Below are 15,985 nucleotides of genomic sequence, written 5' to 3'. Positions count from 1 at the left end.
TGATTCCTATTTAAATTACTGCTCATAATAATTATTATAAGAAAATAACTATTTAAAAATTAATAAAAAAATAGCATACCCAACTTACAATTCATCCACAACTTACAGAAGTTGTGGTATTCTTGCATTATTAAGATAAAATAACATCTTTTAGATGTGGACTGCATAATGCCGGCCAAATTTGTATATTGAATGAGGATGCGTCAAAATTTGTTTTCAAATTTATCCTTATTCATTTTAAAAATCTATTTTTTTGATATATTCCTAAATATTATACAAAACACTTTTTTCATTAATTAATCATTACATTTAAAAAACAAAAGAAACTAAATTAATATTGTATAAATATTTTAGGGGACAAAAATTGTTAGATATAAAATTATTCAGAGAAAATCCAGAACTAATCATAGACTCTGAAAAGAAAAGATTTAGAGACACTGAGAATGTCGAAAAGGTAATCGAATATGACACCTTATGGAGAGAAGGCGAAAGAAAACTCAACTCCTTAAGGTCTGAGAAAAACAAATTATCAAAATCATTCAAAAAGGCAAAAGAAGAAGGCAATTTGGACGAGGTTATTGCAAGATCCAAAGAGGTTGCAGCGGAAATCAAGGAATTGACTGCAAAGAATGCCGAATACCTCAAGCTCAGGGATGACTACAGATACAAGGTAGGAAACATCATCGATGATGACGTGCCAATTTCAGACACTGAAGACGACAATGTGGTTGTTAGAACCTACGGTGAAATTCCTGAACATGATTTTGAACTCTTAAATCACGTTGATTTAATCAACAAGATTGACGGTGCAGACCTTGAGACTGCAGCTCAAATCGCAGGGGCAAGATTCTACTACCTTAAACGTGATATTTTGCACTTGAACTTGGCATTGATTCAATTTGCACTTTCAGAACTAGAAGCTGAAGGATACATCCCAATGCAGACTCCATTCTTTGTGAAAGGTGAAGTTGCAGCTGAAACTTCCGAATTGGGTGAGTTTGAAGAGACCTTATACAAGGTTGAAAATGAGGACATGTACCTTATTGCAACCGCAGAGCAAACCCTTGCGGCTCTTCACAGGGATGAAATCATCAATCCTGAAGACTTGCCTTTAAGATACTGTGCATTATCCACCTGCTTTAGAAAAGAGGCAGGTTCCCACGGAAAAGATACATTAGGTATTTTCAGGGTTCACCAGTTCGAGAAAATCGAGCAGTTCATCTACTCAACACCTGAAGATTCAAGAAACCAGCATGACCATCTTATGGAAGTCACTGAAAGAATCTATCAAAAGCTAGGCCTTCCTTACCAAATCATCGCTATCGTTTCATCAGCATTGAACGACAACGCAGCTATCAAATACGATTTGGAAGCATGGTTCCCAGGTTCCGGTGCATTCAGGGAATTGGTTTCATGTACAAACTGTAAAGACTACCAGGCTAGAAAAACCAAGACTCGTGTAGGTAGGGCAGGTTCTGGAGATGCTCAAATCTTGCACACATTAAACAGTACAGCTATTGCAACAGAACGTACAATGTGCTGTATCTTGGAAAACTATCAACAGGCTGATGGTAGCGTTAAGGTTCCTGAAGTGTTAGTCCCTTACATGAACGGAAAAACTGTTATCGAAGCTAAAAATAGATAATAAAATTATGGAGAGTAATATCTCCACAAAATCTTTTTTTTTTAAAGGTGCATTACATAGGCACATTGATGTATGCCCGATTATATCCTAAAATTGGACTGTATTCCGCATCACCATCTATTTTATCCATTTCCCTTGTGGTTTCGCTGGTGATTGGGTTTATCAGTTTTCCCTCATAAGTCAGGGTAATGGTTATTATCTCATCAATATTTGTGATTGTCACATCTATGCTTTCAATTTCCTCATCCTTCATGATGTTCATGACAATTTCCTCAATTGATGTTATGGCTGTTGATGATTTTTCATTGAGGGCATTTTCTATTTTTTGTATGAACACCTTTTTTTCAGCATTAAAGTAGCTGTCAGGGTCATTATTTCCTCTCATGTATGTCCATGTGATGGTGTTTGTATTTCTAAGCAGAAGTGCTGATTTAATTTTGTCCTTATTATTTTTCTGATATATCAATGAAACTGACCCGTACAAAATCAACGGCACTATGGAGTCTGTTGTAATGTACGCTCCAAAGGGCACATATGTAATTTATGAAAAGGTTGGAAACGATGAGTATGACTACAAGCTTAAAAAAATCAAGTCAGGATCTTTCTCCAGCCGTTTTGTTAACTTGCCTAAGTTAAGTGTGGGCGAACATATGTTGCGTATTGAGTACAAGGCAGCTAATGGATTCATATATAATCATGACTTTGATGTGGTTGTTTTCAAAAACTCCAATGGGTTTAAGGCAAGCGTATCTCCAAAGACTGTTAAGTACGGTCATGAATTCAAGGTTAAAATCACTTCACCTAAAATAAAAAAAATATGCGGACATTTTGGTTGATGGTTTGTACCCGGACATTTCAATAAGTATGAAAAAGGGTGTGGGTGTTGCGAAATTCCCTATCATGAGTGCCGGAAAACACAAGGTTACTGTAAACTTCCATTCAGGTAGCAAATTTTACTCAAAGACTTTCTATGTTACAGTTAAAAAGCCAACCTCATACATAACCCTTAATAAGGTTGCTGTTAAAAAATCCGCCAAGAAGGTTGTCTTGAAAGCAAAAATCAAAACCCCAAAAGGAAAAGCAATCAAGGGCAAAAAGGTAACATTCAAGTTCAAAGGAAAAACCTTTAAGGCAAAAACCAACAAAAAGGGTGTTGCGAAAGTTGCAATTAAAAAACCTTTATTGAATAAATTGAAAGTTGGCAAAACCGTCAAGTATAGTGCAACTTACCAGTACACAGTTACCAAATCAGCAAAAGTTAAAAAATAGGTTTATTTCCTATTTTTCTTATTTTTTTTAGTTTTATAATAATAATCATTATATTGTTAATCAAATATACATTAATTATAACAATATTTTGGGGAATTTTATGAAAACTGTTGTAATTAATGCCAGTCCGAGGAGAAAATGGAACACTGCACAAATCATGAAAGAGGCTGCAAAGGGTGCGGAATCTGTCGGTGCAGAAGTGGAATATGTCGATTTGTACAAGCTTGACTTGCATGGATGCATGAGCTGTCTAATATGTAAGAAAGAGGGCAAGGACAGATGCAAATGCTACTGGAAGGACGAACTGTCACCTTTGATTGAAAGGATTCTTGATGCGGATGCTCTGCTTATAGGTTCTCCGATTTACCTTTCAGAGCCAACAAGCCATTACAGGGCATTGCTTGAAAGATTAATATTTTGCATACTTTCCTATAATGACCACAGTTCATATTATGATGGCAAGGTTGATGTGGGACTTTTCTTTACAATGAACGCCCCTGAGGATTACTATGAAACAATGATGAAGGAATACCTTGAGTCTTCTTCACAAGTGTTCCACATGCTTAACGGGGACGTTAAAATATATCCTGTTTTCAATACCTTGCAGGTTAAGGATTATTCAAAATATGAAATGGCTGCCTTTGATGAGGGCGCTAAAAAGTTAAATCATGAAAAACAATTCCCTATAGATTTAGAGGCTGCTTTTAAAATTGGTGCGGAGCTATCAAAATGAAGACAATTGTAATCAACGCCAGTCCCAGAAAGAAATGGAACACTGCAGAGATTTTGCAGTCCGCCCAAAAAGGTGCAGAGTCAGTGGGAGCTGAAACAGAATACTTCAACTTGTATGACTTGGTCTTTAAGGGATGCAGGAGTTGCCTTGCATGTAAGCTAAAGGAAAAGACAAAGGGAAAATGCTACTGGAGAGATGATCTCACACCTGTAATAGACAAGATTCTGAATGCCGATTGTCTGCTTATTGGCTCACCAATCTACTTTGGCCAGCCGACAAGCGAGTTCAGGGCATTGCTTGAAAGGTTGATTTTCTGCATAATGTCATATGATGACGGTTCCAGCTATTTCACAGGAAAGGTTAATGTTGGAATATTTTATACCATGAATGCTCCATTAGAGTTCTATGAGCAGTCAATGAAGGATAGCCTGTCCACCAGTGAATATTTATTTTCATTTCTAAACGGTGAAATCGTTACCTATCCAGTTTGCGATACAATTCAGGTCAGCGATTACTCCAAGTTCAACATGGCAGGATTTTCACAGGAGATGAAGGAAAAGCAGTGGATCTTGCAGTTCCCAAAGGATTTGGAAAAAGCATTTGAGATTGGCGCGGAGCTAAGCAAATGAAAACCGTTGTAATCAATGCGGGTCCCAAAAGGAAAAACCAGAATGCGCAGTTTGCACAGTCTGCAGCAAAAGGAGCTGAGTCCGTTGGTGCTGATGTTGAATATGTTGACTTGTACAAAATGGATTTATGTGGCTGCATGAGCTGTCTTATTTGTAAACAGGAAGGCAAGGCTTGCAAATGCTATTGGAGAGATGATATTTCTCCATTAATCGATAGGATATTGGATGCCGACAGCCTTTTTGTTGCAGCTCCGATTTTCTTTTCACAGCCTACCAGCCATTATATGGCATTTCTTGAAAGATTGATTTTTTGCATTGTTTCATATGATGTCGGCAATGCATTCAATGGTAAGGTCAATGTGGGCCTTTTTTATACCATTAACTATTCCAAGGATTATTTTGAGGAGTCAGTTCGCCCTCACCTGAAGCAGTCTGAGGATATTCTTAAGATGTTAAACGGTAAGGTTGTCATTGACTCTTTTGAAAACACTTCCAAAAACATTTATTCCAAATCAACTGATGATGAGTTGAAATTGAAAGAGGAACATTTTGAACGTGATTTGGAAAGAATTTTTGAAATAGGTGCTGAATTGAGCCAATAATCAGCCATTATTTTTTTTCAATTTTTTATGTATACATTTTTTAAAAATGAATACATTTATATACTACCTTTGCACAATATTTAATTGTATACAAAAACTAAAATTGTAATACAAAATTTTAGGTGATACAATGACAAACCAAAAAAGAACTCGAAAATTCATATTCGGAAACGAAAGATTCGGGGGGTCATACACTCCTGGTGAATTTGAACTCAATTTCCCTGAAGACATGTCCCGTGAGGACTTTGAGAAAATCTTCAATGAAAGAATGGATTCTCTATACAAAAGGGGACATGACTTAAAAGAGGAATTTTTCGAAAATGACCCAAGAAAGAAACAAAACCTAAAACCATTGAGCATACGCGTGAAACCTCACACAAAGGAATTTTTCAAGAACAACTCCATTCTCTCACCAAGAGACGTTTTGGAGATGTATGAAGAATTCAACAATGGAAGTGAGGCTTTCATAAATTCATTACTCGAAGAGGAAATACAATTGGAAAATGAACTAGCAGAAATTCAGGAAAAGCTACACAATGCGAAACTATTCAAGGAAAAACTTGCCGACTTAAAACCTGATAATGGTGTTTTAACCGACGATGACAAACTCTTAAAATTAAAACAAAAGTACGACAAATCAGAAGTGAAAGAAATCGGTAATGAAATTCCATGCGGAAAGGCTCAAAACAGTATAATAGCCGACATTCAGATGTACAATACCTTAAAGGTAATGGTGTTCGACAATCAGGTGCTATCATTTATTGTCTATACCAATGCACAGCCGGTCGTATACTACTTCAAGAATGAATATTCAAAAGATGACATCGAGGAGATCTTGTCTGAAGTTGAAAGATATTGCAGTCAAAACAATATTGCCTTTGATAAGAGCTCGGATTCTCTTTTTGAAGAATAATATATATTTTTTGGAAGTGTGACAAGGCGTATTGTCGCACTTTAACTATTTTTATTAAAATTAATGACCAAGATACTAATTGGATTGTGAAATCCAAGGCTTGGTTAATTAAAAGCTATTTTTATACGTGATGGATTTTTGTGTTTTATGGTGATGGTTGGAAAAGAAATCTCGATTAACCAAGTCTTTAATTTGATATGATTAATGCGACTCCTTCTATTATTAGTACAACGCCTATTATGATTGCAATGTAGATTGGCTCGGATATTGCAAATGTTGCGAGGGCTATTGTAATAATTCCCATTATCAATACTAAGATTGAACTAAAAGTAGATACACGGCTCATTTTGGATAAAAGTCCTGAAATACCGAATATGATCATTATGAACCCTACAAGGTAGAATTGAATTCCTATGAGGAATGACAATGCATCGATATAGAATACGAACAAGAATCCAAAGATAATAGCTATAATCCCTATTGCTATAGCTATAATTGAAAAAATATTTTCATATTCTTTTCTCATGTTGATTCCCATGAAAACGGAGGAGATACCTAAGAATAGTAAACTCAAACCTACAATCACTGATACCAGTCCTGCCGAAAACATTGGAAACAGCATGAAAATCAAACCGAGAACTACTGATAATAGTCCTGCCCCTTTGTTTATGCCCATTTTTTCACCTCCATTTAACTAAACTAATTTTTATATATGATGAAAATGTTATTTAAGATTATGTCAGATTTTGAAGAAATAATCAATACAAGAAGAAGTATTCGCGAGTATCAGGACAAGGAAGTCAGCGATGAGGATATATTAAAAATCCTAAAGGCTGGAATGCAGGCTCCAGGTTCAAGGCTTGGTGCTGAACCATGGGAATTTGTTGTTGTCAAAAACAAGGAAACCTTGGCAAAACTTGGTGAAATCAAGCCTAGAGTTACCAACGCTCCTGTTGCAATCGTTCTTGTGGCCAACATTGAAAGGGCATTCTACAAGCTTGTATGGCAACAGGACATGGGTGCTGCAGCTGAAAACATGTTGCTTGAAGCGGTAAATCTTGGCTTGGGTGCACTATGGAATGGGGTTGCTCCTGAAGAGGAAAGGATGAAGGCAATCGGTGAAATCATAGGCATTGATGACATTACACAAACAAAGCCTTACTGTATCATAACAATAGGATATCCTGCTGAAGGCTGGGAAAACAAGTTCATGGACAAGTTTGACGAGGAAAGAATACACTATGAAAAATACTAGATACGATTTTCAAAGCGTTGTGGATAGGCACGACACCAATTGCCTTAAGTGGGATCTTTTCGATGATGACCTTCCTATGTGGGTGGCTGACATGGACTTTAAGGCCGCTCCCAAAATCCAGGAAGCCATCCTGAAAAGAGCTGACCATCCTGTTTATGCATATTCAATCGTTCCTGATGAGCTGTTCGAATCATATGTTGATTGGTGGGACAGGAGATATGATTTTAAAATGTCTCGTGATGACATGGCCTATGCAATGGGAGTCATGCCGTCAATATCATCAATGATAAGGTGCCTTACAGATGTCGGTGATGAAATTCTTATTCAATCACCTGTTTATCATGTGTTCTACTATGTGATTGAGGACAATAACCGTAAGGTCCTTGAAAACCAGTTAATCTATGAAAACGACAAGTATTCAATAGATTTCGATGATTTGGACGATAAGCTCTCAAGGGTCGGGATGATGATTCTGTGCAATCCTCACAATCCAATAGGAAAGATATGGTCCAGGAAGGATTTGGAAAAGATTCGCGAGCTTTGCGTTAAGCATGATGTGATTTTGATTTCAGATGAGATTCACTGTGACTTGACAGATCCTGATGTCAAATACAATCCATTTGAAGCGCAAGACAATGTAATAAGATGCCTTTCGCCATCAAAGTCATTCAACATTGCAGGATTTCAAAGCTCAATAGTCCACACAACAAACAGTGAGCTATTGGAAAAGATAAAGACTCAAATGCACATTGACAATTCAGACTCATGCAATGTTTTTGCAGCCAGTGCAGTAATTGCCGCCTACAATGAGTCAGAGGACTGGCTGGAAGAGTTAAGGGAAGTTCTTTATGAAAACAAACGTATTGTCAGCGATTATCTTGAAGAGGAACTTCCTGTCATAAAGCTGGTTGAGTGCGATGCGACATATCTGCTGTGGCTTGACTGTTCACAATTGAATGTTTCTTCAAAGGTGCTGTCTGAATTTTTAAGGACAAATCAGGGACTCTTCCTCTCAGCAGGGATTGATTTTGGCCAATGCGGTGATAATTTCCTTAGGATGAACATTGCATGTCCTCAAGAGTTGCTTAAGAAAGGTTTGGACAAGCTGAAAGCAGGAGTCATGGCATTGACAATACTAAATAATTGGTGAAATTATTTAATCTACAATTGATATAATGATAATTAATATAGGATGTAGGTGAATACTATGAAATACGTTGGGAAATTTGAAAAACCTCCTGGTGTTACGTTAAAAAGAAGTTTGATAATATTCATTGGAAACGTTATAGGAATATATCTGATTGGCTATTTGGGTTTGGGCATATCATTAAGCCATTTTGGAGACATTGCACTCTTTGTAATTTGTTTAAGTTTAGTCAATGCAATTTTATGGCCGATACTCACCAAGATATTGATGCCGTTCCTTGTTTTGACATTCGGTATTGGAACATTGATTCTAAACGGATTGCTATTGGAGTTCTTTGGACCCTTTTTCAACATACATCTCAGTGGGCCTGCAGTAATTTTAGCGCCATTGGCAATGGCATTGGTGACAACAATCCTTTCATCATTATTGACAATTGAAGATGACGGGTCATATTACAGGTCTATTTATAGGGATGCTGAAAAGAATAGAAAAAGTGAAATAAAGAATTATCCTGGATTGATAATCGTTGAGATTGACGGGCTTGCATATGATGTCTTGAAAGAGGCAATAGACAAGGGATTGATGCCTACAGTAGAGTCAATGATTGGGGACACTCACACCCTTAGGGAATGGGAGACCGATTTGTCATCACAAACAGGTGCGAGCCAGGCAGGAATCCTGCATGGAAACAATGAGGACATCACAGCATTCAGGTGGATTGAAAAGGAAAACAACAATCAGATGATGCAATGTTCCGGTGTGACCATGGTCACAACATTGGAATCAAGAATTTCAGACGGTGACGGATTGCTTGTGGATAACGGTGCAAGCAGGTCAAACCTTTTTTCAGGAGATACCGACAACGTTATCTTCACATTCAGTAAGATTATGAACCTCAGAAAATTGTACAACAGGGCATGGTTTTCAGTGTTCTCCAATCCTAGTAACTTTGCACGTATAATCGTTCTGTTTTTAAGCGAGATGATTTTGGAGGTTATTTCCCAGCTAGGACATTGGATAAGAAACATCCGTCCAAGAATCCATCGTGGAATTGCCTACATTCCGGTAAGAGGTGCAACAAATGTGTTCATGAGGGAAATCAACACCTCAACATTGGTTGGGGACATGATGGTTGGAGATGTTGATGTTGCATATTCCACCTATTTGGGCTATGATGAGATCGCTCACCATTCAGGAGTACGTGATAAGGATTCCTGGTACGCCCTTAAGGGTATGGACAAGCAGATAAGACGTCTGATTGGAACAAACAAGTACATTCCTAGAAAATACCAGTTTGTCATTCAGTCAGACCACGGGCAAACAAACGGTGCAACATTCAAGCAGAGATATGGACAGTCATTTGAGGATTTCGTAAAGTCCCTGCTTCCAAGGGATATGAAAATGTTTGCAAAGATGTCCTCAAATCAGGACCACTATGCAGAGTCTTTCCTTCCGTTTTCAAAAAGTAATGATGATTTGATAGATGAACAGGACATGGAGGAACTCGGGGATTCAGAAGTGATCGTTCTTGCTTCAGGAAATCTTGCAATGATTTATCTGACACAATGGACCCACAGGCTGACCTATGAGGAGATAAACGGAATGTTTCCGGAATTGATTCCTGGAATAATAGCCAATGAGTACATAGGTTTTATCGTTGTAAGGTCATCTGAAAAAGGAGACTTGGCCATTGGTAAGAATGGTATATATCATTTGGATACCGGTGAGATTGAAGGTGAAAATCCTCTTGAAGGGTTCGGCAAGAATATTGTCAGACACCTTAAGAGAAACAGTTCATTCAAGTACACTCCAGACATTTTGGTTAACAGTTTCTATGATAAGGAAAACGATGAGGTCTGTGCCTTTGAAGAGCTTGTCGGAAGTCATGGAGGTGCTGGTGGAAGCCAATCCAGGCCGTTCATTCTATACCCTTCAGAGTGGGATGTCAGTGATGATGAAATTGTAGGTGCTGAAAGCATTTACAGGATATTGAAGGATAATCTGAAGAGGTTAAAAGATAGCGGTGATGATTAGTGAGGGAATTTTTAATTCCCCTAATCTAAATTGAAACGTTTGACATCAAGTCTCCAGCCTTATTCTCTATTGTTGATTTGACCTCGGTTAGATTGACGTTATTCACATAATCTTCTGCTTTTGATTTTAAATCTCCAGTCATGTTTTCAGCTGTTGAGATTGCATGGTCCAATGTGTCGTCATTGGAATACACCTTTTTGTATACTACGGATTGTGCTATATGCAATGCCATGTTCTTGTCCTTACAGCAGATTATGAGATTGTCGTAGGTGCTTTCATTGGATAATGGGATGCAGTAGAACTTGCCGTTGTAATTCACTTTGATGACATCGAATATGTGGATTTCCAATAAATCGTCGGCATTTATTGTGTAGCAGGTGAAGTTATCAATTTTTTCCATATCTCCATTTTCTATCAGGTCTTTCATCGCTTTGAAGCTCATTCCAGATAGTTTTATGTTGTTTTGGTCATCGTGATTGTTGTATGTGACCAGTATTCCGTCGTTCCATTTCCAAACGTCGAGACCTTGGATGTCTGCAAAATGTTTTGTCTGGTTGGCCGGAACATCAATGCTTGTTCCGTTTGGGGTTATATCTATTCTTTCATAGTTTACTGTGGTTAATATTATGAAGGCCACTGCCGCTGCGATAATTAAGATTATCACTCCAATTAAAATTATCTTCTTATTGTCCATGAGTTACATTCCTTTTTTTAGTGATGCATGTGTTCATGCATTTCAATTATATTAAAGTTGTTCTTCATAAAATATAAAACTAAAGATGTTTTAAATTATGATATAATCATTTTACTTTTTTATCATGATTATGTTTAAAATTAGAATATTGTATAGAAAGATATATGTAATATAAAATTAAGTGATTATTATGGAAATCAATATCGATAATGTCGGACCTTCACAGTATTATGATGAAGCCATGGGGATTCAGTCAAACTACAAGAAGCTGATTAAAAACCCCAGAATGAAAATCAGGCCTTTGAGCTTTAAGGCTCTTTTATTGACAGGCATATCAGTGATATTCCTGATAATATTTGCAGCATTGAAAATAATTGATCCTGCATATCCATATTACAAATATGTAATTTTCATATTTGCAATTGCAACGGTGTTTGGATTGGTGTACTATCTGATGATCAAGAAGACCATTTCAAGGTTCAGGAACAATTCATCATCAAGCAAATTCATAATGGAAAAGGATTTTGTTGAGCTGCAATCTGGCGGTGAAACATCCAGAATTGAATTCTCAAACATTCAACATGTGATAATAAACAGGTATTCAATTTGTTTCATTCCAAGGGACCAAACCTCTAATATCATAGTCATCAGGTCTGAATATAAAAGTCAGATTGTCAATTTTGAAGGCTATGAAAGCCTGATTGTTGACAACTCTAGTTTGTATCAATGAAATTTTGAATCAGCCAATCGGATATGCTTATGTCAGAGCCATATCTGATTATATCTTCTTTTTTAAACCATTTTGCCTTGAGTATCTCATCGCCATCAACCTTTATGTCTCCTGAATCGTATTCTGCTGTGAATCCAAGCATCAGTGAATTTGGAAACGGCCATGATTGGCTTCTTTGGTATTTAAGGTTCTTGATTTTCACTCCCACTTCCTCAAGGACTTCCCTGTGGACTGCTTCCTCTATTGTCTCGCCAGGTTCGACAAATCCTGCTATCAGGGCATACCTTATGTTGTCATGGTAGCTGTGCTTGGCCATGAGCAATTCGTCATCTTTTCTAATGGCCACTATAATTGCAGGAGCGATACGAGGATAATGCACTTGACCGCATGAAGGGCATTTTAACATCATGTCCTTTTCATCTAATTGAGTCTCCACTCCACATCTTCCGCAAAACCTGTGTGATATATACCAATCTCTTACAAGCACGGCCTTTCCAGCAATATGATACAGGTCATGATTGAATTCGTAAACTTCCTGCAAAGGATAGAATGAATCCTCACCATCAACATTAACGACGAATGATTTTGTTCCGTTGTATGTTCCAATGAACAGGCAAAAGTCAGCATCAAACTCGTCAAGGTTTTTTGGAAGTTTTTTATCTTCAGTCAGAAATAGTTCTCTTTCATTGTTGAAAATAAACAGGTAATCATCAGTATCTGGTGCAATGTTGTCGCTAAAGGAAATTTCGTAGTTTTCATAAAGAGATTTTTCTATCATGATTTCTATTTTGTTTTAATAATCTAATTAAGTTATGTGATGGTTACTTAAAATTTATATGAAATTACAGACAAAAGATATATTGGTGATATAAATGGTATCAGAAAATATGGAAAAAGCATTAAACGGCCAATTAAACGCTGAAATTTACTCAGGATACTTATACTTATCCATGGCATCCTACTTTGAAGATGAAGACTTACCAGGATTCGCTGGATGGATGAGAGTTCAAGCTGAAGAAGAATTAGAACACGGAATGAAATTCTATGACTACATCATCAGAAGAGGAGCTTCCGTAACATTATCCACAATCGAAGGACCTCAAACCGAATGGGATTCTCCAGCAGCAGCATTCGAACATGTATTGGAACATGAAAAAATGGTATCTGGTCTCATCAACGACTTAGTTGACTTGGCTATTGAAGAAAAAGACCATGCAACCAACAACTTCTTACAATGGTTTGTTGAAGAACAAGTTGAAGAAGAAGAAAACGCTATGGAATTAGTTGCAAAAATCAAATTCGCTGAAGGCGACAACAGATTGATGTACGAATTAAACAAAGAATTAGGTGCACGTGCACCTTCCGAAGACTAGATTCATTCTAGTCCTTACTTATTTTTTTTAGGTGTTAATATGGATTATCCGAAAGAGCCTACAAGTGTGGCCCAGGTCAACTCAAAGGAATATGATTCAACATTATTGGGAGAAAATGAATTAGGCAGTGTGCACATTCATGGTCCTTTTGGCAATTCGGACTCAGATGTCCAGATAGCCTACGTTATTGGTATGCATCCTCTTGAAAGCAAGTCCCACAGGGCATTGTTTGAAAAATTAACATCTAAAAGTGATTTGAAATATTGCTATTACTTGTATAACATTGATGTTTTGGATAAGGAATCCGAAACCGAAGGGCGCCTGGAAGGACAAAAGCTTGCTCAGGAGTTCATAAGGGATGACATCATTGGCAAGGAATATGACTTGTTCCTGGACATTCACTCCAACCGTGGAGCTAACGGTCCTGGTGAGTATAAGATCACCAATTTTGTGTTTGCGCCAGGATTTGACGATGTGTCTTCAGGATATATGAACGAGATTATCGATTCAATAGATGATATAGTCTATTATGCGCCGGAATTCAGGTCAAGCCCACCATTCATAACTGAACCTACTGCAAAAGCAGGCATTCCAACACTGGTTTATGAATGCTATTCATCAGAGGACTTTGATTTTACATTGGATTTGGCTGAAAAGCTTATTGTCACTGTCGATGGCATAAATTTTATTTAACTCTTTTTTTCTTTAAAATAAAACAAAACATTATTATACTTTCACATACATAAATAAATAAGATATTATTTAATGGACGTGAAAAAATGATAATTAGAGCACCTTCAAGAATACATATGTCCCTTATTGATTTGAACGGGTCATATAGAAGAGTCGATGGTGGTATTGGTCTAGCATTAGCTGATCCACAATTTGTATTGGAGATTGAGCAAATTGACAGTGGAATCGAACTGGAATTTGCTGAAACTGTAACTGATGAGGAAGCTATTGAGGAATGTAAGGAAAAGATTCCTGATGCGGCTAAAAAAACTATAGATTATTTTGATATAGATTCTGGTTTTAAGTTTATTGTTCATAACACATACCCTCCGCATTCCGGTTTTGGAAGCGGAACACAAATTGCTGTTTCAACCGCTCACTTGATTACCGAAACAATGGGCATTGAAATTGAAAGCAGGGAATTAAGTAGCATTGTCGGAAGGGGAGGAACTTCCGGTATTGGAACATACACTCATGATTTAGGGGGATTCATCCTTGACGGAGGTCACAGCAAAGAGGAAAAACCTTTATTCTTGCCGTCAGGTGCATCACAGGCAAAACCTGCAACACTTATTGCAAGATATGAGTTCCCGGAAGACTGGAACATCCTTATTGCAATCCCTGAAATCGAGAAGCACGTTGAGGGTGATGATGAGGTGGATGTTTTCCAAACCTATTGTCCTATTCCAAAAGAGGAAGTTGAACAAGTTTCCCACTTGATATTGATGAACCTTGTGCCTTTCATGCTTGAAAAGGACATCAAGAACTTCGGTTGGGCAGTAAGCAAACTCCAAAAGGTTGGTTTCAACAAGTTGGAGCATTCACTTGACGACAGCTACTTGCCTATCATGCAGGCTATTGAAAAGGCTGGAGCGTATGGTGTTGGAATCTCCTCATTCGGACCGGTTCTATACACAATGTTCGATGAGTCCAACGCAGATATTGTAGAAAAAACTAAAGAGATCATTGGAGACAAAGGAACAGTGTTTGTCACCAAGGCTCAAAACCATGGATTCGTTATTGAAAAATAACTTTCCTTTTTTTAAATTTTAATTGTAAATTATTGGGAAGATTGGAAATGCCTAAACAAAGTTTGAATAAGAGTAGTATTTTTATAGTGACCATATTTTTCGTTTTGCTGGTTTCAAACATCATACTGGTTGCATCTTTGGTTAATTACTATATTCAAAATCATGAGTTCCATATATCTTTTGGCTTTATGAATTATGTCTTTTCAATGATTTCAGCGTTAATTATCTTAGGGTTTATTTCAACAAGACTTCCCCAATTTAGAAATCTGGGTGACAGCTCGATTTATGAGATAAGCTACCTGATTATCCTTGGGGTATTCAGTATAATCCTGTCCTATTTTAATCAAAGTGCCCATGCTGGAGAATTCATTAGGCCTTTTTTAGGAATGTTCAGGGTAGTGTCAGTAATGTTGATACTGCTGCTTATTGCATCTAAAACAAAATCCTTTAAAAACATTTTGAAGGGAAATGCCACCAAAAAGGACTTGCTGGTTGCTCTAGTAATTTTCGCAATTTTGGGCTGTATATCTTCAGTATATTACATTCCAGTTCATGATTCGATGGCAAATGTCAGAAACATGGTAATAATGATTGCAGGTTTATTTGGAGGGCCGGTTGTTGGAATTCCTGCCGGTTTAATTGCTGGAGGGTTCCGATTTATTCAAGGTGGAAACACTGCATTTCCTTGTTCGTTGGCAACAGTCATTGCGGGAGTTCTTGGAAGTATGATTTATGTTGCCAATAGAAAGAGATTCATAAAAGGTTTTGCAGCTGCTATCCTGATGTTTTTATATATTGGATTTGAAATGATGCTTATAGTTGTTTTGACTCCTCCATCAATTTCAATTGGATATGTCAATGCCATATATCCTTTAATGGTATTCGGTTCCGTTTTTGGTATGGTTCTATTCTTGATGATTATTAAAGAGAATAAGCATGATGCACATAGCTATGAAGAATTGAGATTGAATGAATTTGAAAACACTCTGGATGAGTATCAAAATAAGATTGACCAGCTGGAAGAGGATATCGAGATTTTAAAAAACAAAAATGATTTATATTATAGTTAATTACCAAACTTTTGGTATATATGTTTCGAGCCATTTATCATAAACTTTGGTTCCTGAAATTGATTCATTATATGTTTTTATAGTTAATTCTTGCAGAAATTCTTTTGATTCAAGATAATAATGTTTTA

At 37.1% G+C, this 15,985-nt stretch carries 19 protein-coding genes; 15 read left to right on the top strand and 4 right to left on the bottom strand.

All coding sequences use genetic code 11. The features are described from left to right. Positions 1-364 precede the first annotated feature (364 nt). Entirely contained in the window at positions 365-1,645 is a 1,281-nt protein-coding gene (gene serS, locus ILA26_RS06335) for a serine--tRNA ligase (protein ID WP_292895478.1), read from the top strand. A 52-nt stretch (positions 1,646-1,697) separates the two neighbouring features. On the opposite strand, the gene ILA26_RS06330 is transcribed toward serS, so the two are convergent. Further along, entirely contained in the window at positions 1,698-2,177 is a 480-nt protein-coding gene (locus tag ILA26_RS06330; RefSeq protein WP_292895476.1) for a hypothetical protein, read from the bottom strand. Here ILA26_RS06330 and ILA26_RS06325 point away from each other — a divergent pair. The 6 genes from ILA26_RS06325 to ILA26_RS06300 all read left to right on the top strand — a co-directional run bounded on the left by ILA26_RS06325 (position 2,158) and on the right by ILA26_RS06300 (position 5,791). Continuing rightward, the gene (locus ILA26_RS06325) at positions 2,158-2,481 is read left to right on the top strand and encodes a hypothetical protein (RefSeq protein WP_292895474.1); all 324 of its coding nucleotides are present in this window, start codon (positions 2,158-2,160) and stop codon (positions 2,479-2,481) included. The genes ILA26_RS06330 and ILA26_RS06325 overlap by 20 nt on opposite strands. Beyond that, complete coding sequence (locus ILA26_RS06320) at positions 2,474-2,914, top strand: hypothetical protein (RefSeq protein WP_292895472.1); 441 nt, start codon at positions 2,474-2,476, stop codon at positions 2,912-2,914. Before ILA26_RS06325 ends, ILA26_RS06320 begins: the two co-directional genes overlap by 8 nt. Before the next feature lie 100 nt (positions 2,915-3,014). After that, positions 3,015-3,647: a flavodoxin family protein gene (locus ILA26_RS06315; RefSeq protein WP_292895470.1), complete on the top strand. Its 633-nt coding sequence runs from the start codon at positions 3,015-3,017 to the stop codon at positions 3,645-3,647. Next, on the top strand, positions 3,644-4,276 hold the full coding sequence (locus ILA26_RS06310; protein WP_292895468.1) for a flavodoxin family protein: 633 nt from the start codon (positions 3,644-3,646) through the stop codon (positions 4,274-4,276). Before ILA26_RS06315 ends, ILA26_RS06310 begins: the two co-directional genes overlap by 4 nt. Then, entirely contained in the window at positions 4,273-4,878 is a 606-nt protein-coding gene (locus ILA26_RS06305; RefSeq protein WP_292895466.1) for a flavodoxin family protein, read from the top strand. The genes ILA26_RS06310 and ILA26_RS06305 overlap by 4 nt, the downstream gene beginning before the upstream one ends. 130 nt (positions 4,879-5,008) lie before the next feature. Continuing rightward, positions 5,009-5,791 carry a hypothetical protein gene (locus tag ILA26_RS06300; protein ID WP_292895464.1) on the top strand — a complete coding sequence of 261 codons (783 nt, stop codon included), beginning with the start codon at positions 5,009-5,011 and terminating at the stop codon, positions 5,789-5,791. Between the two features lie 187 nt (positions 5,792-5,978). Here ILA26_RS06300 and ILA26_RS06295 read toward each other — a convergent pair whose 3' ends face one another. After that, the gene (locus ILA26_RS06295) at positions 5,979-6,467 is read right to left on the bottom strand and encodes a DUF308 domain-containing protein (protein ID WP_292895462.1); all 489 of its coding nucleotides are present in this window, start codon (positions 6,465-6,467) and stop codon (positions 5,979-5,981) included. Positions 6,468-6,527: 60 nt separating this feature from the next. Between ILA26_RS06295 and ILA26_RS06290 the strand changes: the two genes are divergently transcribed. Genes ILA26_RS06290 through ILA26_RS06280 form a run of 3 tightly spaced genes read left to right on the top strand, consistent with a single transcriptional unit; the run spans position 6,528 to position 10,227 of the window. Beyond that, positions 6,528-7,046 carry a nitroreductase family protein gene (locus tag ILA26_RS06290; protein WP_292895460.1) on the top strand — a complete coding sequence of 173 codons (519 nt, stop codon included), beginning with the start codon at positions 6,528-6,530 and terminating at the stop codon, positions 7,044-7,046. Next, positions 7,033-8,196: a MalY/PatB family protein gene (locus ILA26_RS06285; protein WP_292895458.1), complete on the top strand. Its 1,164-nt coding sequence runs from the start codon at positions 7,033-7,035 to the stop codon at positions 8,194-8,196. Before ILA26_RS06290 ends, ILA26_RS06285 begins: the two co-directional genes overlap by 14 nt. A 57-nt stretch (positions 8,197-8,253) precedes the next feature. Continuing rightward, positions 8,254-10,227, top strand: coding sequence for a phage holin family protein (locus ILA26_RS06280; RefSeq protein WP_292895456.1), 1,974 nt, complete (start codon positions 8,254-8,256; stop codon positions 10,225-10,227). Between the two features lie 25 nt (positions 10,228-10,252). Here ILA26_RS06280 and ILA26_RS06275 read toward each other — a convergent pair whose 3' ends face one another. Next, positions 10,253-10,921 (bottom strand): hypothetical protein, encoded by a 669-nt coding sequence (locus ILA26_RS06275; protein ID WP_292895454.1) that lies wholly within the window; start codon positions 10,919-10,921, stop codon positions 10,253-10,255. A 190-nt stretch (positions 10,922-11,111) separates the two neighbouring features. Here ILA26_RS06275 and ILA26_RS06270 point away from each other — a divergent pair, with 190 nt between their 5' ends. Continuing rightward, positions 11,112-11,651 (top strand): hypothetical protein, encoded by a 540-nt coding sequence (locus ILA26_RS06270; RefSeq protein WP_292895452.1) that lies wholly within the window; start codon positions 11,112-11,114, stop codon positions 11,649-11,651. Here the strand turns inward: ILA26_RS06270 and nudC are convergent. After that, a complete protein-coding gene (gene nudC, locus ILA26_RS06265; protein ID WP_292895450.1) occupies positions 11,635-12,429 on the bottom strand; it encodes an NAD(+) diphosphatase in 795 nt (264 codons plus the stop codon). The two genes, ILA26_RS06270 and nudC, sit on opposite strands and share 17 nt — an antisense overlap. Before the next feature lie 94 nt (positions 12,430-12,523). Here nudC and ILA26_RS06260 point away from each other — a divergent pair, with 94 nt between their 5' ends. From ILA26_RS06260 to ILA26_RS06245, 4 genes are all read left to right on the top strand, one after another. Continuing rightward, complete coding sequence (locus tag ILA26_RS06260) at positions 12,524-13,024, top strand: ferritin (protein ID WP_292895448.1); 501 nt, start codon at positions 12,524-12,526, stop codon at positions 13,022-13,024. Positions 13,025-13,063: 39 nt separating this feature from the next. Then, on the top strand, positions 13,064-13,717 hold the full coding sequence (locus tag ILA26_RS06255) for an adhesin (RefSeq protein WP_292895446.1): 654 nt from the start codon (positions 13,064-13,066) through the stop codon (positions 13,715-13,717). A gap of 86 nt (positions 13,718-13,803) precedes the next feature. Continuing rightward, positions 13,804-14,787: a beta-ribofuranosylaminobenzene 5'-phosphate synthase gene (locus ILA26_RS06250; protein WP_292895444.1), complete on the top strand. Its 984-nt coding sequence runs from the start codon at positions 13,804-13,806 to the stop codon at positions 14,785-14,787. Positions 14,788-14,834: 47 nt separating this feature from the next. Next, positions 14,835-15,857 (top strand): LytS/YhcK type 5TM receptor domain-containing protein, encoded by a 1,023-nt coding sequence (locus tag ILA26_RS06245; protein ID WP_292895442.1) that lies wholly within the window; start codon positions 14,835-14,837, stop codon positions 15,855-15,857. Positions 15,858-15,985 lie beyond the last annotated feature (128 nt).

The organism is Methanobrevibacter sp. (assembly GCF_017940815.1).
Taxonomy (GTDB): domain Archaea; phylum Methanobacteriota; class Methanobacteria; order Methanobacteriales; family Methanobacteriaceae; genus Methanocatella.
This window is presented reverse-complemented; position numbering and strand designations above follow the sequence as displayed.